This is a genomic window from Streptomyces sp. ActVer (genome assembly GCF_027270795.1).
GTDB lineage: Bacteria > Actinomycetota > Actinomycetes > Streptomycetales > Streptomycetaceae > Streptomyces > Streptomyces umbrinus_A.
In genome coordinates this window covers 1-23283 of record NZ_JAPWHT010000130.1, presented here as the reverse complement: position 1 = coordinate 23283, position 23283 = coordinate 1, and the positions used below count along the sequence as shown (strand labels likewise).

The following is a 23283-nucleotide window of genomic DNA, read 5'->3' as shown; positions in this document are numbered from 1 at the left end:
GCCGGCTGCCGCAGCGCCGCGATCGTCGGCGCGTAGGCGGCGCTGCCCGTCTGGGGTGTGCCGCCCGCCGCGACGAGCCGGAGGTCCCGCTCGGCGTCCTCGGCCGACACGCGGTCCGCCGGGTCCTTGCGCAGCAGGCCCTCGATCACCGGAGTCAGCGGGCCCGCGTGGAGTGGCGGCGGCAACTCCTCGTCGACGACCGCCCGCAGGGTGCTCAGCGGGGTGTTCTGGCGGAACGGCGAGTTGCCCTCGACCGCCGCGTAGAGGAGCACGCCGAGCGACCACAGATCGGACTCGGGTCCCGGTGTACGCCCCAACGCCCGCTCCGGGGCGAGGAATTCGGGCGAACCGATCACCTCGCCGGTCATCGTGAGCGCCGAACTGCCCTCCACCGTCGCGATACCGAAGTCGGTGAGGACCACACGGTCGTCGTTCGACAGCAGTACGTTGCCGGGCTTCACGTCCCGGTGCAGGACCCCTGCCTCGTGGGCGGCCCGCAGCGCGGCGAGCACCTCCGCGCCGATGTGCGCGGCGCGCTGCGGCGACATCGGCCCCTCGGCGTCCAGTTGATCGGAGAGCGCGATCCCGCGGATCAGCTCCATCACGATCCACGGGCGCCCGTCCTCCGTCGCCACGTCGTAGACCGTCACCACATTGCGGTTCGCGACCCGGGCCGCGGCCCACGCCTCGCGTTCCAGCCTGGCGTACATCCGCTCGGCGTCGGGGCCCGGCAGTCCGCCAGGGGCCCGTACCTCCTTGACGGCGACCTCGCGGTGCAGCACCTCGTCACGGGCGCGCCAGACCGTCCCCATCCCGCCCTCGCCCAGCGGAGAGAGCAGACGGTAGCGCCCCGCGATCACTCGTTCACTACCCGGCTCTTCGGACACGGGCGTCCCCCATTCGCATCCGCACGATTCTGAACAAAAGTAGCTCAGCCGAGTGCGGTTGCCGCCCCCTTGAACACCAATCCAGCCCCAAGGGCCACCACGACGAACGCGGATCCGATCGGCACGGTCCGCCGGAGCAGGGCCGCGGTCCGGCCGCCCGACCACCGGGCGCCGTTCTCGATGGCCTTCGCGACCCGGCTGCCGATCTTGACCACGGCGAACCCGGCCGCCGTGAGCGTGAGCGCGAGCCCCGCCCCGAAGGCGAGCACGAGCAGCAGCCCGAACCAGGCCTTGCCGAGCGCGGCGGCACCGACGAGCACGACGACCGCGGAGGGACTCGGTACGAGCCCGCCGGCGAAGCCGAGAAGAAGGGTGTCCTTGAGCTTGAGAGAGGGGGAGTGGGTGTGCGGGTGGGGATGGGAGTGCTGGCCGTGACCGTGATCGTGGGGGGCGTCGTGGTCGTGGGAAGGGCCGTGGTCGTGGGAGCCGTCGTGGTCGTGGGTGTGAGAAGGGCCGTGGTCGTGGGTGTGGGACGGGCCGTGGTCGTGCGTCTGCTTGTCACCGTGTTCGTGGTCGTCCCCGTCCGTGTGGACGCCCTTGTGGCCGTCCCCGTGCCCCTGCGCATGCGCAAGAACAAGCGCGCGATCATGACTGTGGGCGTGCACGTGCCCATGGCTGTGACTGTGCCCATGGCTGTGTCCGTGGCCGTGGGAATGGCTGTGCCCGTGTCCGCGCTGCCGCCAGGCCCGTCGTACGAGGGTCGCGCCGGCCAGCATCACGATGACGCCGCTCGCCACGCCCAGCCAGGCGATCACCGAGGGCGCGGCGGCCGAGCCGGCGGTCACCAGGATGCCGAGGGCGACCACGCCCAGCGTGTGCGTGACGGTCACCGAGATGGCGAGCGGCATCACGTCACGCATCGTCGCGTTGCCGCGGGCGGCGGCCGTGGCGGCCATGATCGTCTTGCCGTGGCCGGGCGCCAGGGCGTGCATCGCGCCGAGCAGCACGGCGATGCCCAGGGCGAGCGCGGCGAAGCCGAGGGTCAGGTCCTGGCGGGACACCAGGTCGTCCAGCGCGCGGGTGAAGCGGTCGGCGCCGCGCGGCAGGATGGAGGAGCCGGGCGCGTCGGAGTTCTCCTCGACGAGGGCGGGACCGCCGGGGCGGACGCGCAGCGACGCTGTCGCCGTGTCGGCCGGGGACGACAGCAACTCCTTGGGGTACTTGGTCAGTTCACCCGAGACGGACTTCGTCGGTACGTCGGAGGCGGTGAGGGTCATCCGGTCGCCGCGGGCCGTGACCTCGCGCCAGCCGGGGCCGTCGTCCACGGCGGCACGGAAGCGCACGGACACGTTCTTCTCGGGCTTCTCCGGCAGCGGGGCCGTCCAACGGCACTCCACCCGGAGGGTGTTGAGCCCGGCCTGACCGGGCCGCACCCGGGCGAGGCTCTCGCCGACGCTCAGCGCGACAGCCTCTCCGTCGACGGTCACCCGGCTCTTGTCGGCCGCCGTCTCGCACCGCTCCCGGGCCCAACTCTCCATGCCCGCCTTGTCTATGGCGGGCTTGGCCTGCGTCGCCGGGATCTCCGCCACGTCCTCTACATGGTCGACCCGCAGCTTCCCGGGACCGATGACGAGTCCGTCGTACCGGTTGACGGTGAAGTTGCCGAGCGGATGCGCGGACGCGGTGCCGGAGGGGACAAGGACGAGCGCGCAGGCCGCCACCAGGACGGCCGCACCGGACGCGAACGCCCGTCGGCGCGCGGCCACTTGCCGGGCCGGCCGGACCCGGAGGCCGCGCGCGGGGACGGCGCTCACTTCGCACCGCCCAGCGCCGTCAGGGTCTTCTCGGCCAGCTTCGCGCCCACCGGCGAGAAGCCCGGGTTGAGCTTCAGTGCCGCCGAAAGGCTGCTGCGGGCCTCCTTCTTGTTGCCCGTGGCCCGTTCGATCATGCCGCGGTGGTAGAGGAACGTCGCGTCGCGGTAGCCGGTGGCCGTGGCGCGCCGGGCATAGGGGAGGGCCTCGTCGTCGCGGCCGTTGACGTGCAGGGCCCAGGCGAGCGCGTCCGCGGTGTGGACGGTCTCCCGGCGTTCCCACTCGGCGCGGGCGGCGCGCAGGGCGGCCTTGCGGTCGCCGTGGTCCGCCGCCGCGAGGGCCGTGTCGAGGTCGGCGTTGACGCCGTTCGCCCGGGCCAGCGCGGTCCAGGCGTTCACCAGGGCGTACTGGTCGCGGGCCTTCGCCTTGTCCTGTTCGCCGCCGCGGGCCTCGTACAGCTCGCCGAGCACGACCAGCGGGCCGGGCAGCGGGAAGCGGGCCACGACGTCCTCCATGCCGGCGATCGCGGCCTTGCTGTCGCCGTTCGCGGCCTGCGCCCTGGCCCGGCCCTCCAGCGCCGGGAGGTACACCTTGTCGGCCCGCAGGGCCTGCTCGAAGTACGTCAGTGCCGTCTTGTACTCGCCCTCGCGCCAGGTGAGTTGGCCGAGTGCCGTCGCCACGTACGCGATGTCGCCGGGGGTGGAGGCACTGGAGAGCGCCTGCTTCAGGACGCGCCGCGTCGTGGTGACGTCGCCGCGCAGCTCCCGTACGTAGGCGTAGCGGGTGAAGACCGGGATGCCGGGGCGGCGGGCGTCGGCCTGGTCGGCGGCCTTGGACGCCTCCTTGTAGCGGCCGAGTTCGACCAGGGCGTCGATGCGGGTCGACAGCGCCCGCTCGTTGTACGCGTTCTCGTCCAGCGCCTTGTCCGCGTACCGCAGCGCGTCGGGGAAGTCGTGCCGGGCCGCGGCGAGTGCCGAACGGCCCGCGAGCGCCGGGTCGTTGTCCGGCTTCAGCTTCAGCGACCGGTCCAGCGCGCGCTCCGCCTGCGGATAGCGGGACGGGTCGCCGTTCGTGCGTGCCTGCTCGATGTAGGCGACGCCGAGCGTGGACCAGCCGCCGTAGTCCTTGGGCTGTGTCTTGAGGTGGGTCTGCAGTGCGGAGATGCTGGAGGCGAGGCTTCCGGTGCCAAGCAGTTCGGGAGCGACACCGGGCGCGGACGCCACCGTACGCACGCCGTCGTCGTCCTTGCTGCCCAGCACCACGGCTCCCGCGGTCATCGCGACGGCGATGGCCACCGCGGACGCGCCGAGCCGCAGCATCCGCGCCCGCGGGGACCCCGGGCTCTCCTTCGGCCGGTCGGGCCGGTCGGGCCCGTCCTTGCCCTCGGGCGGCGGGGCCACGTCCGCGCGAACCTTCTCCTGCGCGTCCTCGTTCGTACCCGGGGCCATGCCCTCTCCTCAATCTCCTTGACGGAAGCGGTGGTTCGGGGGTGAGCGGCGCGGCCCGCGCGCCGTGGGGGACGGAAACGCGCGGGCCGCGCCAGTCGGAGTGCGGGTCAGTAGGCCCGGCGGCGGCCACGCCACCACAGGAGACCCGTGCCGATGAGCAGGAACCCGGCCGCGCCCGACGCCGCCGAGACGGCGATCAGCGTGGTGTCCTCCATGCCGGCCACACCGCCCGTGGTGCCCGCGGGCTGCAGCGCGTCACCGATCTGGTTGCGGACGTCGTTGGTGCCCGTCGTGCCCTTGGCGAGCGGGCCGCGCGAACCGGAGGTCGGCAGCGCGACGTACGGGAACGCCTTCTCGAACTTCTGGTCGTTCTTGTCGACCGCGTCACCCAAGTCGTTCTTGGCGCCGACGAGTTCGCCCTCGACGACCTGCAGTGCGATGTCCAGCACGTCGTCGCCCAGCCGACGCCCGTTCGGGAAGCCCGCGTTGTCGCCGTCCAGCACACCGAGCCGCTTCTCCTTGGTCGCCGGCTTGATCGAGGTGTTGAGGCGCAGCATCTCCGAAGGACGGACGTACGGCGGCTGGTTGAGACCCTTCACACCCTTCAGGAACACGTCGACCAGGTCGTTCCTGGGCTCCTTCGGCGCCGGGATCTTGTAGATCGCCTCGATGAGCTTGGGCAGTTCGGGGTTGGTGACGTTCTGCAGGAAGTCGCCGTCGTTCCAGGGCGAGGACGCGTTGAACTTGTCCTTGTCCTTGATCGGGTTGACGACCTCGTTCACCAGCGGCATACCGAGGCGCGAGACCTGCCGGTACTCACCGCTCGCGCTCCTGCGCTGCGTCGTCGACCAGATGCCCACGATCGGCTGGTCGGCCGACTCCTGGATCATGTCGGTCGGCACCTGGAGGGCAACGGAGTTGACGTTGTACTCCTTCAGCGTGTCGTTGCCGACCTCGGACAGGTTCCCGCCGTACAGCAGGTCGAAGACGCGCAGGTCCAGGAAGAACGGGTCGTCCGCCTGACCGGCGAACGTCGTCGCCCCGCCCGGGAGTTCGTGCACGGCCTGCTTGCGGAGTTTGGCGTAGTCCGGCATGGACGCCTTGCCCACGTTCGACGGCGCGACCGGCACGTCGTCCGCGTACTTCGTCTTCTTGACCAGCTTCTGGTCCTTGAGCTGCAGCAGGTCGATGTCGTAGGTCTGTGTGATGTTGAGGTCCGGGTCGTCGAGGCTCTCGACCGGGCCCGTGTTGTACAGGAAGGTCTTGTCGTTCTTCACGTGCGTCTTGAACGTGTAGCGGAAGATGAAGTCGCCCTGCGCGTCACCGTCGTTGTCGATGTGCAGGTCGTACTGGGCGTCCTCGGCGAATGTGAAGAAGTTCGGTCCGCCGGCCGGCTCCTCGAACGGGATCCAGTTCGCGACGAGCGTTGTCGTGTCCGGTTTGTCGGGGCTTACGAAGGCGTACACGTCCGTGTTGTCGAACTGCGGCTGCCCCGAGATGAGCGGAGCCTCCCGGTGGCTGGACGCGCTCGCCGTCCCAGGTCCGAGCGCGGTCACGCCGACGGCCGCGAGCCCGCCGGTGGCCAACGCACCGCAGACAAGGGTCGCGAGGCTCCTGCGTCCCACGAACCTGCTGGTGAAAGGTGTCATGCCGTCCGTCCTCTGTCCCAAAGCTGTGTTCCGGCGGTGATGTCCGCGAGAGGCGCCCCCGGTCTGGTTGCGACTGGTTGGCTCCCGCTCTCGTTCCGCGTCGGTTGGTGTTGCCTGATGCACGCCATTCGGAGCGGGGGCTCGGAAGGATTGGTTCGGGATTCACCCGCGTTTTCAAGCAGTTGATCCGTAACCCCATCCGAAGGCGTTCCGGCGCCGAATACGTGAGGATGAGACGGGCCGTTCAATGGCCGGTGAGGGGGAAACGAGTGGAGGCGGACGAACTTCTGGTGCTCGTGGCCGGAGGAGACCAGAAGGCCTTCGAGGATTTGTACGGTCTGGTGTCCGGGCCGGTGTTCGGGCTGGTGCGCCGCGTGGTGCGGGATCCGGCCCAGTCGGAGGAGGTGGCCCAGGAGGTGCTCCTCGAACTCTGGAGGTCCGCCGGACGCTACGACCCGGGCCGCGGCAGCGCACTGTCCTGGGTCCTCACCCTCGCGCACCGCCGGGCGGTCGACCGGGTCCGCAGTGCCCGCGCCGCCGGGGGGCGCGAACTGCGCATGGCCCGGCGCTCGAACGGCCCCGCCTTCGACCAGGTCGCCGAGGAGGTCGAGGCCGGCCTCGAACGAGAATGGGTGCGCCGCTGCCTGGACCGGCTCACCGCACTGCAACGACAGTCCGTCACCCTCGCCTACTACGACGGCTACACGTACCGTGAAGTGGCCGAACGGCTCTCCCTGCCGCTCGGCACGGTCAAGACGCGCATGCGCGACGGACTCACGCGGTTGCGCGACTGCCTGGGAGGTGTCGCATGACCAGCCTCTTCCGGCGGAGTGATCTGCACTCCCTGGCCGCCCCCTACGCCCTGGACGCCGTGGAACCCCATGAGCACAAACGTTTCGAGAAACACCTGAGGCGCTGCGACAGCTGCGCCGCCGAGGTGCGCGCGCTGCGCGAGGACGCGGTCCGCCTCGCCTGGTCCACGGCCGCCCCGGCACCGGCCGCGATGCGCGACCGGGTCCTCATGGCCGTACGGACGACTCCTCAGGAGCCGGCGGCCTTCGCCCAGCCACCGGCTCGGGCGATCACGGACCGGTACGAGGAACGGGCGCCGTCGCGTGCCCGTCGCTCGGGCTTCTCGCCGTTCCTCATCCCGCTCGCGTCCACCACGGCCGCCGCCGCCCTCGTCGTCGCCGCGCTCTTCGGCATGCAGGCGGCCCGCACCCAGGACCAGCTCGCCCAGGAGCGCGCCCAGGCACGTGAGATCGCACACGTTCTCGCCGCGCCGGACGCCCGCGCGAGCGCCGGACGCGACGCGAACGGACAGGGCATGAGCGTCGTCGCGTCCGCCTCGCAGCGCACCGCTGTAGTGACCGCGGCCGGACTGGGTACACCTTCGAACGGAAGGGTTCACCAACTGTGGCTCATGCGACCGGAGGAGAAACCGCGTTCCCTGGGGCTCCTGGACGGCGACACGCCCTTGATTGCCACCGGGCTGAACGCGAACGCGACATCACTCGCTGTCACCGTCGAGCCGTCGGGCGGTTCAGCGCAGCCAACAACCGCACCGGTTGTCCAACTCGCCCTGGAATCAGTTGGATTCGGAGAGTAACCGTCAACACCCTTACCGGAAAGGTGAATCCCGCGCCCGGGATACACGGGTGTGGAGAGGGAGCGATAGGGTTAACCTGCCCGGGCCGGGTGCCCTCGTATGGGTGGGGAGTGACATGGAACAGATAACAGTGCGTGGCAGGGCGCGAGTCCCTGCGATCACGTGTGGCAGCAGCGCGACCAGCTCGCGCCTCGACCGCCATCTCTCGGTGATGGGTGGCCCCGCCATCCCTCAGCGCGAGGCGGCAGAGGCGACGGACCTGATGCGCGAGCTCACCGCACGTGACACCGCGCACGACCGCACCGCCAGGGGCGCGCGAGTGAGGCGGGTCTCGCTCTTCGCACCGCTGCGCCGACTGCGCCGTTCCCTGTTCGGCGGCCGCTGAGCGGCCTCGGCCGCTGACAGGCGGCCGAACCCGAACAGGACCCCGACCCGCGCTCAGGCGGCCACACCGTCCCGGCGCAGTGCTGCGATCTCATCGTCCGTCATCCCCACGGCACGCAGCAGCGCCCCGGTGTGTTCCCCGAGCGCGGGTACGGGCCCCATCCGCGCCGAGTCCCCGCCCGGCAGCGTGATCGGCGGCAACAACGCCCTCAGCGGCCCGACCGGCGAACCCACTTCCCGCCACCGGTCCCGCGCCGCCAGCTGAGGATGCTCCGCCACCTCCCGTACGTCCCGCAGTCGCGCACACGCGATCCCGGCCGCCTCAAGCTGCGCGACCGCCTCGTCCGTGACCAGCACCGCCAGGGCTTTGCCGACCAACTCGTCGGTGTGCTCCCGGTGTTCGACCCGCGCCGCGTTCGTCGCGTACGCCGGGTCGTGTGCCAACTCCGGCCGCCGAAGCACCTGTTCGGCCAGCCGCCGCCACTCCCGGTCGTTCTGCACCGACAGCAGCACCCGCCCGCCGTCCGCCGTCGGATAGGCGTCGTACGGGGCGATGACGGCGTGCGCGAGACCGGTGCGCGCCGGGGGAGTACCGCCGTGCATCGCATGGTGCAGCGGATGCCCCATCCACTCGGCCAGCGCCTCCAGCATCGACACCTCCACCGGCCCGCCGCGCCCCGTCGTGCCACGCCGCACCAGCGCCGCCAGCACCCCCGAGAACGCGTACATCGCCGCCGCGATGTCGGCCGCCGGGATACCCGCCTTCACCGGCTGCCCGGCCGTCCCCGTCACGGACACCAGCCCCGCCTCGCACTGCACGAGCATGTCGTACGCGCGCTTGCCGGCGTACGGACCAGAGGCCCCGTACCCCGAGATGTCAACGGCGATCAGCCGCGGGTCGGCCGCGCACAGCGTCGCCGCGTCCAGACCGAGCCGCGCGGCCGCGCCCTGTGCGAGGTTCTGCACGAAGACGTCGGCGTCCGCGACGAGACGGCGTACGACGTCCAGGCCGCGCGGGTCCTTGAGGTCGAGGGCGATGGACTCCTTGCCGCGGTTGCACCACACGAAGTGGGAGGCGAGACCGGCGGCCGCGGTGTCGTAGCCGCGTGCGAAGTCACCGCCGTCGATCCGCTCGACCTTGACGACCCGGGCCCCGAGATCGGCGAGTTGCCGGGTGGCGAAGGGTGCCGCGACGGCCTGTTCGACGGCGACGACGGTGATGCCCTCCAGGGGCAGGGGAAGCGGCTCCATGCGAGGGATCATGTCCCGCGCGCGAGGGCTTTGTCATGCGGGGGCGGGGAGACCGGTCGGCCGGTCGGCAGGGCGGACGCGGCCCCGGGGTGAGCGGTCAGCGGCCGCCGTTCGTGTACCGGCGGACGGCGAGCGGCAGGAACACCGCGATGAGGACCGCGCACCAGGCCAGCGACCCCGCGACGGGGTGCGTCACCGGCCAGGCGCCGTCCGTCGGCACCGGCGCGTTCCCGAACAGGTCGCGCAGGGCCGTGGTCACCGCGCTGATCGGGTTCCACTCGGCGATCGTGCGCAGCCAGTCGGGCAGATTGTCCGTCGGGATGTACGCGTTCGACAGCAGCGGCAGGATGAACGTCGCGCCGCCCAGCTGCCCGGCCGCCTCCTCGCTCTGCGAGGCCAGGCCCAGCAGGATCCCGATCCACGTGGTCGCGAACCGGAACAGCAGCAGCAGACCCACGGCGCCGGCAGCTTCCAGCGCGGAACCCTCCATCCGCCAGCCCACCGCGAGCCCCACCAGCAGCACCGGCACCGTGCCCACGGCGGTGACGACCAGGTCCCCGACCGCCTGCCCGAGCGGTACGGCGGCCCGGCTGATCGGCAGCGTGCGGAAGCGGTCCATCACGCCCCGGTGCGAGTCCTGGGCGGCCTGGAACATCCCGGTCATGATCCCGTTGGCCGCCGTCGCGACCAGCAGCCCCGGCACCAGGAAGGCCCGGTACTCCTCGCCGGGCATCGCGAGCGCGCTGCCGAAGACATAGCCGAAGAACAGCAGCATCGTGATCGGCATGGTCTGGGTGAGGATCAGCAGCCCCATGTTGTGCCGGATCCGCCGCAGCTGACGGCCCAGCATCGCGGTGCCGTCGTAGGCCAACGCGCTCATGTCACAAGCTCCTTGCTGTCGGTGCGGTCACGGGGCCCGGCTCCGGTCGAGCCGTCGGTCAGGCGGAGGAAGACGTCGTCGAGCGTCGGCGGGCGCAGGTTCACGTCGAGCAACGGCACCCCGGCGGCGTCGAGTTCGCGTACGAGACGGGGGAGGGTGAGCGTCGGGTCGGTGGTGACCGCGCCGACGGCGTGCCGCTCCTCGTCGAAGTCGAGCCTGGAGCCCGTCAGTTGGTCGAGGACGGCCGCAGCTCCGGCCATGGCGTCCGCGTCGGCGACGACCGCTTCCGCGTACGAGCCGATGAGCGCCTTGAGTTCGGCGGGCGTGCCCGAGTGCGCGACCCTGCCGCGGTCCACGAGGGCGATGTCGTCGGCGAGTTGGTCTGCCTCCTCCAGATACTGCGTCGTGAGCAGGACCGTCGTGCCCTCCGCCTTCAGCGCGCGCACGGTCTCCCAGATCTGGTTGCGGCTGTGCGGGTCGAGACCCGTCGTCGGCTCGTCGAGGAACAGCACCGCGGGCCGGGTGATCAGGCTCGCGGCCAGGTCGAGGCGGCGCCGCATGCCGCCGGAGTAGGTGGACGCGGGGCGGTCCGCCGCGTCGGCGAGTTCGAAGCGGTCGAGGAGCTCGTCGGCGCGGGCGGCGGCCTTCGGGAGGCGGCGCAGCTTCGCGAACAGCCGCAGGTTCTCCCGTCCCGTGAGGTCGCCGTCGACCGAGGCGTACTGCCCGGTGACGCCGATCGCGCGGCGCACGGCGTCCGGCTCCCGGACGAGGTCGTGCCCCGCGACACGCGCGGACCCCGCGTCCGGTCGCAGCAGCGTGGTGAGCAGCCGCACCGCCGTCGTCTTGCCCGCGCCGTTCGGCCCGAGCAGACCGCAGACCGTGCCCTCCGCCACGGCCAGGTCCAGCCCGCGCAGCGCCCGGACTTCCCTGAAACTCTTCTCCAGACCTTCACTAAGTACAGCGTACGTAGTCGTCATGGTGCGACCATACCTCACTACGTACGCTGTACGTAACTACGATGGGGACGACAGGATCCACCGATGGCAGGACTGACGACACCGATGGCAGGACGCGCCGACGTACCCGAAGTGATCTGGGCCCGACCCGAGCGCACGGGCCGCGGGCCGCGGCCCGCGTTCACCCGGGCCGACATCGCGGCCGCCGCGGTGCGCATCGCGGACGCGCAGGGGCTGGACGGGGTCTCGATGCGGCACGTCGCGGCCGAGTTGGGCTGCGGCACGATGTCGCTCTACAACTACGTGCCTCGCAAGGAGGACCTGTACGAGCTGATGGTCGACGCCGTCAGTGGTGAGCACGAGTTGTGGGAGCCGGCGGGGGACTGGCGTGCCGACATGCTCCGGGTCGCCCATGAGACCCGGGCGCTCATGCTCCGGCATCCGTGGCTGCCGGCCCTGATGTCGCCGGTGTACGGGTTCAGCCCCAACGCCCTGCGCTATCTGGAGCACTGCCTTACGTGCCTGGACTCCTTCGAGGGGACGTACGGCACGAAGTTCGAGCTGATCGCGATGGTCAACGGGGTGGTGACGACGTACGTGGGGAATGAGCTGGCGACGGTTGAGCGGGTGCGGGCGTTGCCTTGGTCGGAGGAGCGGGAGCACGCGGTGCGTGGGGCTTATTTGGGTGCGCAGGTTGCCACCGGGGCTTATCCGCGGATGGCGGCGGCGTTCATGGAGGATGCGGGGCCGATTGATATGGGGGCCGTGTTTGAGCGGGCGTTGGTAAGGGTGCTTGATGGGTTCGCACCCCGGGCGGAGGGCGACTAGGGGGGTGGGGAGTTCGTTGGCTGCGGGTGCGCCGTGGCTGGTCGCGCAGTTCCCCGCGCCCCTTTGGGGCTCGGCCGCTCCCTCAGATCAGCGCGACCTGGCCCTCCGGGCCCTCCTCGTGGTGGTCCAGTACTGAGGCCGGCTTGCGGGACGCGTCCGGCGGCGGGAGTACTCCCGCCTTGCGCAGGCCGTCCGCCGTGATCGGGGTCTTCATCGTCAACTCGGCCTGCTGAGGCCTTAGTTCCGCCAGCAGGGACAGGACCGTGATGACCTCCAGGAGGTCGGAGGTCCAGGGCTGGGGCCAGGTGGTGGGGCGGATGGAGTCCAGGGTGCCGGGGTCCGGCTGGGTGGTTCGGGTGGTGAACCACTGGTCCAGGACGCGGACGCCGCCGACCTCGAAGTCCCAGGCGGCGGGCGGGACGGGGGAGATGCGGCCCTCGTCGAGGTGGAGGGTCTCCTCGTCGCGGTCGTAGCGGAGTTCGAGGGGGCGGGAGGGGAGTGGGGCCCGTACGTACGGGCGGCGGCCGCCGGGGAGTTTGGGGCGTTCGCCGTCGCGCCGCATCAGCCACAGCATGCGGTGGCCCAACTCGGTGCCGCGTGCCCAGAGTTCGGGGTCCGACGTGAGTGGCACCGTGCACCCGCGCGGACCCGGGCGGGCTACCGCCACCGTCCAGGCGAGGACGTCCAGGGGGGTGGGGGAGTGGCCCAGGCACTTGGCCAGGAGGCCCAGCAGGCCCGGTGCCAGGTTGGGTTCGCGGCCCTCGGGGCGCCGGTACAAGGGGTGGATCCGGCCCGGCCGGGCGGTGGGCACGGACTTCGACTGGGGGAGGACCACCGGCAGGGTCGACGTGACCAGGAGGGGCGGCCCGTCGGGTGCGGGGGCCTGCTCGACCGCGAACACCTGCCGCTCGTCGGTCACGCGCCACAACTCCGGGCGTGCCGCGTCGATCAGCCGGTGGTCGGGGATCAGCCACTGTTCGTCGAACGGCCCGTGCAGGACCCGTACCGGCTCCGCGCAGGGGCCCGACGCGCGGGCCAGCCGGACCGTTCCGGAGGACTGGCCCGGCAGTTGACCCACCGCCGAGTGGAGCGTCCGCGCACGCGTGACGCCGAACAACGCCTCGCGGTCCGGCCCTTCGGCCTTCACGAGGGCGTCCCACCGTGCTTTCAGGGACGCCGGGTCGGGCGCCGTCGGCCACCCGCGGCCCAGCCGGGGCGGTGCGACGGACCACGGCATGAGGTCCGCGAGCAGCGGAGCGTCGTCGTGCGGCACGCTCGGCATCGTACGACGTGCGTCCTGAGCGGTGACCTGGTCCCGCATGCTCAGTGGGCGTCGAGGGTGACGGTGAAGGAGAAGCGGTCGCCGCGGTACTGGATGCGGGCCACGTCGAGCGCCCGGCCGTCCTCGCCGTGCACGACGCCCGTGTAGTGCAGGATCGGGCTCAGCAGCGGGACCTGGAGCAGCCGGGCGGTCTCCGGGTCCGCCAGCCGCGCCTCGACGGTGTCGGTGATCTGGCTGATCCTCGCCCCCGCGACGTCCCGCAGCACCTTGGTCATGGGCCAGCGGACCAGGTCCTCGGGGTCGATCAGGGCCGCCAGTTCGGGCCGTACGTAGTTGCGCGCGTGGTTGGTCGGCTCCCCGGTCTTCTCGTCGCTGCGCAGCCGGTGGTAGGTCGCGACCTCCGTCAGGTCCGGGAAGTGCTCGGAGAGTTCCGCCGACACGGGCTCGGTGCCGTGGTCCAGCAGCCGGGTCGTCATGCCCGACTGCTGGGCCACGATCGCGTCCACCGAGCCGAGCAGCCGGACCGGGGCGCCCCGCGCGGCGCTCGGCTCGATGAACGTGCCGCGCCTGCGATGGCGGGTGATCAGCCCCTCGTCCTCCAGCTCCTTGAGCGCCTGCCGCATGGTCAGCACGCTCACCCCGTAGTGCTCCGCCAGCTGTTCCTCGGTGGGCAGCCGCAGCGGATCCTGCGCGGACCGCCCGAGTATCGAGGCGCGCAGGGACTGCGACACCTGATACCAGAGCGGCAGCTTGCGGTTCAGGACGATCGAGTCCGGGGCGAAGGAGGTCACGAGGGTATCCGTACCGTTCGCGGGCGCTGCGTGCAACGGGCGGTCACGATCGGTCCCGGTCGGTCATGGGCGCCGCTCCGGCCGGAAGTGCCGCTGGAGGCCCTGCCACACGTCGTCGTACGCGCGCTGCAGATGCTCCGCGCCGGCGGCCTGCGCGGTGGCGGTGACCGGCCAGCGCGTCTCGAACATGAAGGCCAGACCGTCGTCGATCTTCTGCGGCCGCAACTCGGCGGCGCTCGCCCGGTCGAACGTCTCCCGGTCGGGACCGTGCGCCGACATCATGTTGTGCAGCGAGCCGCCCCCCGGCACGAATCCCTCCGCCTTCGCGTCGTACGCGCCCTCGATGAGCCCCATGTACTCGCTCATCACGTTCCGGTGGAAGTACGGCGGCCGGAACGTGTCCTCGCCCACCAGCCAGCGCGGCGCGAAGACGACGAAGTCGACGCCGGCAAGACCCGGAGTGTCCGACGGCGAGGTCAGCACCGTGAAGATCGACGGGTCCGGGTGGTCGTAGCTGATGGTGCCGATCACATTGAACGCGCGAAGGTCATAGGCGTACGGCACATGGTTGCCGTGCCAGGCCACGACATCCAGCGGGGAGTGGTCGTAGGTCGCCGACCAGAGGTTGCCGCAGAACTTGTTCACCACCTCCACCGGGCCCGCTGTGCCCTCGTCGTCTTCGTACGCGGCGACGGGCGCCCGGAAGTCGCGGGCGTTCGCGAGACCGTTGGCGCCGATCGGGCCGAGGTCGGGGAGCTGGAAGGGTGCCCCGTAGTTCTCGCACACATAGCCGCGGGCCGTCGGGCCCGGGCCGTCGTCGGACGCGGTGTCCAGCAGCTCCACACGGAAGCGCACCCCACGAGGGATCAGCGCCACATGTCCCGGCTCCACATGCAGCAGCCCGAACTCGGTGCGCAGGAGCAGCCCGCCGCGCTCCGGCACGATCAGCAGCTCGCCGTCGGCGTCACTGAACACCCGCTCCATCGAGGCGTTGGCGTGATAGAGGTGCACGGCCATGCCGGTGCGCTGCGTCGCGTCGCCGTTGCCGCCGAGCGTCCACAGCCCCGCCAGGAAGTCGGTGCCCGGGGAGGGCTCGGGCAGCGGGTTCCAGCGCAGCCGGTTCGGGTCGGGCACCGTCTCCGTGAAGGGCGCCGTGCGGACGGCGCCGTTGTCGGTGCGGGCGAAGGCCGGGTGCGCGGCCGACGGGTGGATCCGGTACAGCCACGACCGGCGGTTGTGTGCCCTCGGCTCGGTGAACGCCGTACCGCTCAGCTGCTCCGCGTAGAGCCCGAGCGGGGCCCGCTGCGGAGAGTTGCGGCCGTGCGGCAGGGCGCCCGGCACCGCCTCCGAACTGTGCTCGTTGCCGAACCCGGTGAGATACGTCAGCGCCTCGACGGTCTTCCGCCGTGCCTCGGCGGTGATCCGCCCGTCCCCGCTCATGATCGCTCCCTCGTTCCTGATTCCTATGCATCACCGTAGGATTCGCGAAATCCGTGCGCAAGAGGGAGATGCCCGTGCCCACGGAGGCGACCGCGGGATCGCGCCAAGACCACTGGAGTACCGAGAACCAGACTTCAGGGGGATCCGACTGTCAGAGCGGTGCTCTAATCTCCCCGGCATGTCGTGGACGCGCGTATTCCTCACCGCGCTCGCGGCCTGTGTCCTGTTCGGCGCTCTGCTCGTCGGAGCGACGGACTGCGGGTCCGACGAAGCGCGCGAGGACGACGGAGTGAGGCCGTCGCCGGTGGGCAAGGTGCTGGAGGACACGGACGAGGAAGGACGGCACTACCGTGAGATCGACAAGAGGGACGCACCGAAGGTCGATATCGAGATACAGCCCGACGCCGACAGCGACGGCTGGGACGTACGCCTGACCGTCCACGACTTCCGCTTCTCGCCGGCCGGTACGAGGAAGACGGCCGAACCCGGCCGCGGACACGCCCTCCTCCGCCTCGACGGCCGCCCCCTGTCCTTCCTCCGCGGCCCCGACCACCACATCGCGGGCGGCCTCGTGCCGCGCGGCACCCACCAGGTGAGTGTGCGCCTGCACGCCGACGACGACACGGTGTGGGCCGTGGACGGCGAGCCCGTCGGCAGCACGGCGGACATCACCGTGTCCGATCCCGGGCCGACGGAGACGGAGTCCGCGAAGGCACCGGCGACGAGTGGTCCGGGCACGCACAAATGAGTGGCATGAGCACCGAATTTCGTACCGAAGGGCAAGGTTCACCGGACCCCGGCGGAAAGGCATCATGAAGCCCGTGCCCCCTGCGACCTCGCTGCGCCGCGCGCCCGTTCAACGGCGTAGCGCCGAAAGACTCACCCGCATCCTCGACGCCTGCGCCGATCTCCTCGACGAGGTCGGCTACGACGCCCTCAGCACCCGCGCGGTCGCCCTGCGCGCCGGCGTGCCCATAGGCTCCGTCTACCGCTTCTTCGGCAACAAGCGCGCCATGGCCGACGCGCTCGCCCAGCGCAACCTCGACGTCTTCACCGAGCGCGTCACCCTCCGCCTCCATGAGACCGCCGGCGCGGGCGGCTGGCGCGCGGCCATGGACGCGGTCCTCGACGAGTACCTGGCGATGAAACGCACCGCGCCCGGCTTCTCCCTCGTCGACTTCGGCAACCAGATACCCGTCGGCACCCGCGACGCCGAACCCAACACCCGCGTCGCCGACCGCCTCACCGACCTGCTCTCCTCCGTCCTGAACCGCGAACCCGACGAGGACCTGCGCCGCACCTTCCTCATCGCCGTCGAGGCCGCCGACACCCTCGTCCAACTCGCCTTCCGCCTCGACCCGTCCGGCGACGAACGGGTCATAGAGGAGACCCGGGAACTGCTGCGGGCGTATCTGGCACGGTCGCTCGACTGACGGAGAGGCCGGGCGACGGCGTCGCCCGGCCCGCCCGGCGCGGATGCTCGAACGGCGCGCGAATTTCCGACGTGACCCCCGCACCCCCTCCCCAGCGTCCATACCGGTCGGTATGCTCGGCCCGGTCAGTGCGTCACCGTTGCCGCCACCCCCTCCGGGAGGACCCGTGTCCACCACCGCCGACTCCCGAACAGCTCTGCGTATCTGTCCCCTCTGCGAGGCGACCTGCGGGCTCACGCTCACCATCGAGGGGACCCGCGTGACGAGCGCGCGCGGGGACCGCGACGACGTGTTCAGCCAGGGGTTCATCTGCCCGAAGGGCGCCTCGTTCGGGGCCGCCGACGGCGACCCCGACCGGCTGCGGAATCCGCTGGTGCGCAAGGACGGCGAACTGCGCGAGGCCACCTGGGCCGAGGCCTTCGACGCCGTCGCGGCCGGACTGCGGCCGGTCGTCGAGCGGTACGGGCCGCACGCCGTCGGAGCCGTCCTCGGCAACCCGAACGTGCACACCATGGCCGGCGCCCTCTATCCGACCGTGCTGCTCGGGGGCCTCGGCACCCACAGCCTCTTCACCGCGTCCACGCTCGACCAGATGCCCAAGCACGTCTCCAGCGGACTGCTCTACGGCGACGCCAACGCGATCCCCGTGCCCGACCTCGACCGCACCGACCACCTGCTGCTGATCGGCGCCAACCCCCTCGAATCCAACGGCAGCCTGTGCACGGCCCCGGACTTCCCGGGCAAGCTCAAGGCCATCAAGGCGCGCGGCGGCACCCTGACCGTCATCGACCCGCGCTGCACCCGCACCGCCAAGCTCGCCGACCGGCACGTGGCCATCCGCCCCGGCACCGACGCGCTGCTGCTCGCGGCCATGGCGTACGTCCTCTTCGAGGAGGAGCTCACCGACCTCGGGGAGCTCGCAGAGCTGGTGCAGGGGACCGACGAACTCCGCGCGGCCGTGAGGGACTTCACCCCGGAAGCCGCCGCAGAGGCCTGCGACGTCGACGCCGACACGATCCGCGCGCTCGCCCGCGAACTGGCCGCCGCGCCCACCGCCGCCGTATACGGCCGCATCGGCAGTTGCACCGTCCCGCACGGCACCCTGGCCAGCTGGCTGGTCGACATCCTGAACATCCTCACCGGCAACCTCGACCGGCCCGGCGGCGCCCTCTTCCCACAGGCCGCCACCGACCGGACACCCCGCCCCGCCGGACCCGGCCACGGGTTCGCGCTCGGCCGCTGGCACAGCCGCGTGAGCCGTCACCCCGAGGCCAAGGGCGAACTGCCGATGGCCGCGCTCGCCGAGGAGATCGACACCGCGACCGCCGAGGGCGAGCCCATCCGCGCCCTCGTCGTCATCGCCGCCAACCCCGTCCTGTCCGCGCCCGACGGCGACCGACTCGACAAGGCCCTCGGCTCGCTCGACTTCATGGTCAGCGTCGACCCCTACCTCAACGAGACCTCACGGCACGCCCACGTCGTGCTGCCCCCGCCCCCGCCCTCGCAGAGCCCGCACCACGACTTCGCCTTCAATACCCTCGCCGTACGCAACCAGGTCCGCTACACCCGCGCAGCCGTCCCCCTGGAGCCCGGCCGCATGGCCGAGACGGAGATCCTCGCCCGGCTCGTCCTCGCAGCCACCGGCATGCACGGCGCAGACCCCTCCGCCGTCGACGACCTGGTCATCGGGCAGACCCTCGGCAAGGCCGTCAAGGAAGCCCATTCCCCGGCACACGGCCGCGACCCGCGCGAACTCGCCGCCCAGCTCACCGGTGAGACCGGCCCCGAGCGACGCCTCGACATGATGCTGCGCCTCGGCCCGTACGGCGACGGATTCGGCGTACGCCCCGAAGGGCTGACCCTGGAGAAGCTGCTCGACCAGCCCCACGGCATCGACCTCGGACCGCTCCAGCCGCGCCTCCCGCAGCCCCTCAAGACCCGCAGCGGACTCGTGGAGCTGCTTCCACAGCCGCTCGCCGACGACCTCCCGCGCCTGCGCGACGCACTGCGCCGGCGCCCCGAGGGGCTCGTCCTCGTCGGCCGCCGGCACCTCCGCTCCAACAACAGCTGGATGCACAACATCCCCGCCCTCACCGGCGGCACCAACCGCTGCACCCTGCACATCCACCCCGACGACGCCGACCGCCTCGGTGTCACCGACGGTGCGCCGGTGCGGGTGAAGGGCGCCGGGGGAGAGGTCGTCGCTCCCGCCGAGATCACCGACGCCGTACGGCGCGGAGTCGTGAGCCTGCCGCACGGCTGGGGACACGACCGTCCCGGCACCCGCACGACCCACGCCGCCGAGAACCCCGGAGTCAACGTCAACCAGCTCCTCGACGGCAGCCTGCTCGACCCGCTGTCCGGCACGGCCGTACTCAATGGCGTACCCATCGATATCGCGCCAACAGGCACAACGCCCTGACCTGTAGTTTTGCGCTTATTGCTCGCGTGTCAACATCTTGTTAAGCCTTGCGTGGCCGCCCTAACGTCACTCGAACCGCTGTCCCTGGTGGAAGTTCAAGGGCGAACGTTAGGTATCCACTCATGCTGACCATCCTCGGCTTCACCATGATCGCGACCTTCCTGGTCCTGATCATGATGAAGAAGATGTCGCCGATCGCGGCGCTCGTACTGATCCCGGCACTCTTCTGCGTGTTCGTCGGAAAGGGCGCGCAGCTCGGCGACTACGTCATCGAAGGGGTGGGCACCCTCGCGCCCACCGCCGCGATGCTCATGTTCGCCATCGTGTACTTCGGCGTCATGATCGACGTCGGCCTCTTCGACCCGATCGTCCGAGGCATCCTCAAGTTCTGCAAGGCCGACCCGCTGCGCATCGTCGTCGGCACGGCCCTGCTCGCCGCGATCGTCTCGCTCGACGGCGACGGCTCGACGACCTTCATGATCACGGTCTCGGCGATGTACCCGCTGTACAAGCGCCTCAAGATGAGCCTCGTCGTGATGACCGGCGTCGCAGCCACCGCCAACGGCGTCATGAACACGCTGCCCTGGGGCGGCCCGACCGCCCGCGCCGCCACCGCGCTCAAGCTCGACGCCGGCGACATCTTCGTCCCGATGATCCCGGCGCTCGCCGTCGGCCTGGTCGCCGTGATCGCCCTCTCGTACGTCCTCGGCCTCCGCGAGCGCAAGCGCCTCGGCGTGCTGAGCCTGACCGACGTACTGACGGACGAGAAGCAGCTGGTCGAGGAGCCCGAGACCGAGACGGTGCTGGTCGGCGCCGGTGCCGCCGCCGGTGGCCCGGGTGACGGCAAGGTGCGCATGACCAAGACCACCGGCGGCGCGGGCTCCGGCACCGACGCCTCCGACGACGAGGAGGAGGACGACGTCCGCCTCCAGGGCCTCGACCCGAACCGTCCGACGCTGCGCCCCAAGCTGTACTGGTTCAACGCGCTGCTCACGGCGACGCTCCTGACCGCCATGATCATGGAACTGCTGCCGATCCCGGTCCTGTTCGTGCTCGCCGCAGCGCTCGCCCTCACGGTCAACTTCCCGCACATCCCCGACCAGAAGGCCCGCCTCGCCGCCCACGCCGACAACGTCCTCAACGTCTCCGGCATGGTCTTCGCCGCCGCCGTCTTCACCGGCGTCCTCCAGGGCACCGGCATGGTCGACTCCATGGCCAAGTGGCTCGTCGACGGCATCCCCGACGGCATGGGCCCGCACATGGCCCTCGTCACCGGCGTCCTCAGCCTCCCGCTCACCTACTTCATGTCGAACGACGGCTTCTACTTCGGTGTCCTGCCGGTCCTCGCCGAGGCGGGCGCGGCCCACGGCGTCTCCCCGCTGGAGATCGCCCGCGCCTCGCTCGTCGGCCAGCCGCTGCACATGTCGAGCCCGCTCGTCCCGGCCGTGTACGTCCTGGTCGGCATGGCCAAGGTCGAGTTCGGCGACCACACCAAGTTCGTCGTCAAGTGGGCCGCCCTCACCTCCCTCGTCGTACTCGGCGCCGGAATCCTGTTCGGCATCATCTGAGCCTCGGCTCATGGGAGTCCGGCCCCGGCCGGGCCCACCCCGTTCGTCCGATCCACCTGATCCATCTGATCCGTCCGTCCATCCGTCCATCCGTCCAACGGAGGGTGTCACTGTGAGGCCCGGTGGGAACCGCGGCTGGCTGCTCCGCCTCGTCATCGCCTTCAGCTTCGCGCAGGGGGCGGTGTCGATGGCACGGCCCGCCGTCTCCTACCGGGCCCTCGCGCTGGGCGCCGACGAGCGCGCGATCGGTGTCATCGCCGGCGTCTACGCGCTGCTGCCACTGTTCGCCGCCGTACCGCTGGGCCGCCGGACCGACCACGGCCGGTGCGCCCCGCTGCTCCCGGCCGGCGTCGTCCTCATAGCCGGGGGCTGCGCCCTCAGCGGTACGGCGAACTCCCTTGCCGCGATGGCGGCCTGGAGCGGGGTGATGGGCCTCGGACACCTCTCCTTCGTGATCGGCGCCCAGTCGATCGTGGCCCGCCAGTCCGCACCGCACGACCAGGACCGCAACTTCGGCCACTTCACCATCGGTGCCTCGCTCGGCCAGCTCGTCGGGCCGATCGCCGCGGGCGCCCTGATCGGCGGCCCCGACATGGCGGGCACCAGCGCCCTCGCCCTGCTGGTCGCGGGCGCCGTCGCAGCGGTCTCGTTCGTCTCGCTGTGGCGCACAGAGCACCGAGACCGGCCCAAGTCCCGTACCGGACGCGGCGATCGCGTCCCCGTGCACCGCATACTGCGCACCCGGGGCGTACCCGCCGGCATCTTCATCAGCCTCGCGGTGCTCTCCGCGACGGACATCCTCACCGCGTATCTGCCGGTGGTCGGCGAGCACCGCGGTATCGCGCCCTCCGTGATCGGCCTGCTGCTCAGCCTGCGCGCGGCGGCGACCATAGCCTGCCGCCTGGTCATGACACCCATGCTGCGGCTCCTCGGCCGGGCCGCGCTGCTCACCACGACCTGTCTGCTGGGGGCCCTCCTGTGCGCCGGGATCGCGCTGCCCGTACCGGTCTGGGGCCTCGCCGTGATCCTCGCCCTGCTCGGCTTCTGTCTGGGCGTCGGCCAGCCCCTGTCCATGACCACGGTCGTCCAGGCCGCCCCCGACGAGGCCCGCTCCACCGCCCTCGCCCTGCGCCTGACCGGCAACCGGCTCGGCCAGGTCGCCGCGCCCGCCGCCGCCGGCCTGGTCGCCGGAGTCGCCGGCGTGGCCGCGCCGTTCGTGATGCTCGGAGCGCTGCTGCTGATCGCCTCGGGGCTCGGACTGCGACAGGGGCGTACGGGCGCGGCCGAGCCGGAGCCGACGGAACGTAGGGGACGTACGCCATCCGCACCGGAGCCCGAGAGACACTGAACAGGCCTCTTTCGCACCGGAGTTGGCCGAACGGGCGGGTTTCACGGGGAGGGCCCTCCACAAGGCCCGCCCGATTCCGCCGCAAGTCTTCCCCGGGATGTGTGCGGTCCGTTAGCTTCCGTGACTCATAGGTCTCGTACGACCCGCGAGACCTCCGATCGCGGAGCAACAGCGCCCTGTGAGCCCCCGGGGGTCACGTCCCATGTCACGCGCCATCTCCCTTCGACAGGTCAGCAAGTCCTACACACGCGGTGTCTCTGTGGTGGAGAGGTTGTCGCTCGACGTCGCGCCCGGCGAGTTCCTGGTGCTGCTCGGGCCGTCCGGCTGCGGCAAGTCGACCGTGCTGAGGATGATCGCCGGCCTCACGGACCCCACCGAGGGGCAGGTGCGGCTCGACGGCGCGTACGCCAACCATCTGGAGCCCGCCGACCGGGACATGGCGATGATCTTCCAGAACTTCGCGCTCTACCCGACCATGAACGGCCGCGACAACATCGGCTTCCCGCTGCGCATCGAGACGCCCGGCCAGGACCCGCGCTCGCGCGTCGACGCCACGGCCAAGATGCTCGGCATCGAGGACCTCCTCGACCGCTTCCCCCACCAGCTCTCCGGCGGCGAACGCCAGCGCGTCGCGATGGGCCGGGCGATCGCACGGCACCCCTCCGCGTTCCTGATGGACGAGCCGCTCGCCAACCTGGACGCCAAGCTCCGCAACCGTCTGCGCGCCGAAATCGCCCGCCTCACCCGGGGGCTGGGCGTCACCACGGTGTACGTGACCCACGACCAGGCGGAGGCGATGTCCCTCGGCGACCGGGTCGCCGTCCTGCGCGGCGGTGTCCTCCAGCAGGTCGGCACCCCGCGCACGGTTTACGCGCTGCCCGAGAACGTCTTCGTCGCCGCCTTCATCGGCACCCCGCGCATCAGCCTCCTGCGCGGTGTCGTCCTCGCCCCGCTCGACGGCGCCATGTCGATCGGCCTCGGCCGCCAGGCCCTCGTCCTGCCCGAACCCCTGTGCCTGGACCACCGGTTGCTCCGCGTGCACCAGGGCCACGAGGTCATCGTGGGCCTGCGCTCCGAGGCCGTACGCATCGCCAAGCCGGCGGAGGCCAGGCCCGGCGAGGTGGCGATCAGCGGACTCGTCGAGCACGTGGAGTTCCAGGGACACGAGGTGCTCGTCCACTTCAACACCGGCTCGCAGCCCGCCGTCGTGCCCGACCTGGAGGCACCGCGCCCCATGCCCCGGCCGCCGCGCGGCCGCCGTCCCGTGGGCGGGGTCCTCGGCCGCCTGAGAGGTCG

Annotated in this window: 20 protein-coding genes; 10 read left to right on the top strand and 10 right to left on the bottom strand. The window is 71.3% G+C overall.

What is annotated here, in order from left to right:
- The 4 genes from O3Q52_RS22135 to O3Q52_RS22120 all read right to left on the bottom strand — a co-directional run.
- Positions 1-887, bottom strand: an 887-nt coding sequence (locus tag O3Q52_RS22135) for a serine/threonine-protein kinase (protein WP_269650511.1), incomplete at its 3' end; no start/stop codon positions are given.
- 44 nt (positions 888-931) lie between these two features.
- Entirely contained in the window at positions 932-2653 is a 1722-nt protein-coding gene (locus O3Q52_RS22130; protein ID WP_269650514.1) for a sulfite exporter TauE/SafE family protein, read from the bottom strand.
- 44 nt (positions 2654-2697) lie between these two features.
- Positions 2698-4146, bottom strand: a complete 1449-nt coding sequence (locus tag O3Q52_RS22125) for a lipopolysaccharide assembly protein LapB (RefSeq protein ID WP_269650510.1) — start codon at positions 4144-4146, stop codon at positions 2698-2700.
- Between the two features lie 107 nt (positions 4147-4253).
- A complete protein-coding gene (locus O3Q52_RS22120) occupies positions 4254-5795 on the bottom strand; it encodes a DUF4331 domain-containing protein (protein WP_269650509.1) in 1542 nt (513 codons plus the stop codon).
- 269 nt (positions 5796-6064) lie between these two features.
- Here O3Q52_RS22120 and O3Q52_RS22115 point away from each other — a divergent pair, with 269 nt between their 5' ends.
- From O3Q52_RS22115 to O3Q52_RS22105, 3 genes are all read left to right on the top strand, one after another.
- Complete coding sequence (locus tag O3Q52_RS22115) at positions 6065-6607, top strand: sigma-70 family RNA polymerase sigma factor (RefSeq protein ID WP_269650508.1); 543 nt, start codon at positions 6065-6067, stop codon at positions 6605-6607.
- Positions 6604-7404: an anti-sigma factor gene (locus O3Q52_RS22110; protein WP_269650507.1), complete on the top strand. Its 801-nt coding sequence runs from the start codon at positions 6604-6606 to the stop codon at positions 7402-7404. The genes O3Q52_RS22115 and O3Q52_RS22110 overlap by 4 nt, the downstream gene beginning before the upstream one ends.
- 115 nt (positions 7405-7519) lie before the next feature.
- The gene (locus tag O3Q52_RS22105) at positions 7520-7789 is read left to right on the top strand and encodes a hypothetical protein (RefSeq protein WP_143635847.1); all 270 of its coding nucleotides are present in this window, start codon (positions 7520-7522) and stop codon (positions 7787-7789) included.
- Between the two features lie 53 nt (positions 7790-7842).
- Here O3Q52_RS22105 and O3Q52_RS22100 read toward each other — a convergent pair whose 3' ends face one another.
- From O3Q52_RS22100 to O3Q52_RS22090, 3 genes are all read right to left on the bottom strand, one after another.
- Entirely contained in the window at positions 7843-9039 is a 1197-nt protein-coding gene (locus O3Q52_RS22100; protein WP_269650506.1) for a CaiB/BaiF CoA-transferase family protein, read from the bottom strand.
- A gap of 97 nt (positions 9040-9136) precedes the next feature.
- Entirely contained in the window at positions 9137-9919 is a 783-nt protein-coding gene (locus O3Q52_RS22095; RefSeq protein WP_269650505.1) for an ABC transporter permease, read from the bottom strand.
- Complete coding sequence (locus tag O3Q52_RS22090) at positions 9916-10896, bottom strand: ATP-binding cassette domain-containing protein (protein ID WP_269650504.1); 981 nt, start codon at positions 10894-10896, stop codon at positions 9916-9918. Before O3Q52_RS22090 ends, O3Q52_RS22095 begins: the two co-directional genes overlap by 4 nt.
- Positions 10897-10980: 84 nt before the next feature.
- Between O3Q52_RS22090 and O3Q52_RS22085 the strand changes: the two genes are divergently transcribed.
- Complete coding sequence (locus O3Q52_RS22085) at positions 10981-11703, top strand: TetR/AcrR family transcriptional regulator (protein WP_269650513.1); 723 nt, start codon at positions 10981-10983, stop codon at positions 11701-11703.
- An 82-nt stretch (positions 11704-11785) separates the two neighbouring features.
- Here the strand turns inward: O3Q52_RS22085 and O3Q52_RS22080 are convergent, their stop codons facing one another.
- From O3Q52_RS22080 to hmgA, 3 genes are all read right to left on the bottom strand, one after another.
- Positions 11786-12985, bottom strand: coding sequence for a type ISP restriction/modification enzyme (locus tag O3Q52_RS22080; RefSeq protein WP_269650512.1), 1200 nt, complete (start codon positions 12983-12985; stop codon positions 11786-11788).
- 41 nt (positions 12986-13026) lie between these two features.
- Positions 13027-13776: a GntR family transcriptional regulator gene (locus O3Q52_RS22075; RefSeq protein WP_055615539.1), complete on the bottom strand. Its 750-nt coding sequence runs from the start codon at positions 13774-13776 to the stop codon at positions 13027-13029.
- 63 nt (positions 13777-13839) lie between these two features.
- Complete coding sequence (gene hmgA / locus O3Q52_RS22070; RefSeq protein ID WP_269650503.1) at positions 13840-15216, bottom strand: homogentisate 1,2-dioxygenase; 1377 nt, start codon at positions 15214-15216, stop codon at positions 13840-13842.
- Between the two features lie 178 nt (positions 15217-15394).
- On the opposite strand from hmgA, the gene O3Q52_RS22065 reads away from it, so the two are divergent.
- From O3Q52_RS22065 to O3Q52_RS22040, 6 genes are all read left to right on the top strand, one after another.
- Entirely contained in the window at positions 15395-15964 is a 570-nt protein-coding gene (locus O3Q52_RS22065) for a hypothetical protein (RefSeq protein WP_269650502.1), read from the top strand.
- Positions 15965-16028: 64 nt separating this feature from the next.
- The gene (locus O3Q52_RS22060) at positions 16029-16649 is read left to right on the top strand and encodes a TetR/AcrR family transcriptional regulator (protein ID WP_269650501.1); all 621 of its coding nucleotides are present in this window, start codon (positions 16029-16031) and stop codon (positions 16647-16649) included.
- Between the two features lie 166 nt (positions 16650-16815).
- The gene (locus O3Q52_RS22055; protein ID WP_269650500.1) at positions 16816-19071 is read left to right on the top strand and encodes a molybdopterin oxidoreductase family protein; all 2256 of its coding nucleotides are present in this window, start codon (positions 16816-16818) and stop codon (positions 19069-19071) included.
- Between the two features lie 122 nt (positions 19072-19193).
- A complete protein-coding gene (locus O3Q52_RS22050) occupies positions 19194-20639 on the top strand; it encodes a CitMHS family transporter (RefSeq protein ID WP_269650499.1) in 1446 nt (481 codons plus the stop codon).
- Between the two features lie 112 nt (positions 20640-20751).
- Positions 20752-21987: an MFS transporter gene (locus tag O3Q52_RS22045; RefSeq protein WP_269650498.1), complete on the top strand. Its 1236-nt coding sequence runs from the start codon at positions 20752-20754 to the stop codon at positions 21985-21987.
- A 202-nt stretch (positions 21988-22189) separates the two neighbouring features.
- On the top strand, positions 22190-23283 hold a 1094-nt coding region (locus tag O3Q52_RS22040), incomplete at its 3' end, for an ABC transporter ATP-binding protein (RefSeq protein WP_269650497.1).

Excerpts from the sequence above, each read along its gene's own strand:
- O3Q52_RS22065 (WP_269650502.1), top strand. The coding sequence starts at position 15,395 with ATGTCGTGGACGCGCGTATTCCTCACCGCGCTCGCGGCCTGTGTCCTG.
- O3Q52_RS22050 (WP_269650499.1), top strand. The coding sequence starts at position 19,194 with ATGCTGACCATCCTCGGCTTCACCATGATCGCGACCTTCCTGGTCCTG.
- O3Q52_RS22105 (WP_143635847.1), top strand. The coding sequence starts at position 7,520 with ATGGAACAGATAACAGTGCGTGGCAGGGCGCGAGTCCCTGCGATCACG.
- O3Q52_RS22110 (WP_269650507.1), top strand. The coding sequence starts at position 6,604 with ATGACCAGCCTCTTCCGGCGGAGTGATCTGCACTCCCTGGCCGCCCCC.
- hmgA (WP_269650503.1), bottom strand. The coding sequence starts at position 15,216 with ATGAGCGGGGACGGGCGGATCACCGCCGAGGCACGGCGGAAGACCGTC.
- O3Q52_RS22120 (WP_269650509.1), bottom strand. The coding sequence starts at position 5,795 with ATGACACCTTTCACCAGCAGGTTCGTGGGACGCAGGAGCCTCGCGACC.
- O3Q52_RS22095 (WP_269650505.1), bottom strand. The coding sequence starts at position 9,919 with ATGAGCGCGTTGGCCTACGACGGCACCGCGATGCTGGGCCGTCAGCTG.
- O3Q52_RS22090 (WP_269650504.1), bottom strand. The coding sequence starts at position 10,896 with ATGACGACTACGTACGCTGTACTTAGTGAAGGTCTGGAGAAGAGTTTC.
- O3Q52_RS22080 (WP_269650512.1), bottom strand. The coding sequence starts at position 12,985 with ATGCCGAGCGTGCCGCACGACGACGCTCCGCTGCTCGCGGACCTCATG.
- O3Q52_RS22060 (WP_269650501.1), top strand. The coding sequence starts at position 16,029 with ATGAAGCCCGTGCCCCCTGCGACCTCGCTGCGCCGCGCGCCCGTTCAA.
- O3Q52_RS22100 (WP_269650506.1), bottom strand. The coding sequence starts at position 9,039 with ATGGAGCCGCTTCCCCTGCCCCTGGAGGGCATCACCGTCGTCGCCGTC.
- O3Q52_RS22125 (WP_269650510.1), bottom strand. The coding sequence starts at position 4,146 with ATGGCCCCGGGTACGAACGAGGACGCGCAGGAGAAGGTTCGCGCGGAC.
- O3Q52_RS22085 (WP_269650513.1), top strand. The coding sequence starts at position 10,981 with ATGGCAGGACGCGCCGACGTACCCGAAGTGATCTGGGCCCGACCCGAG.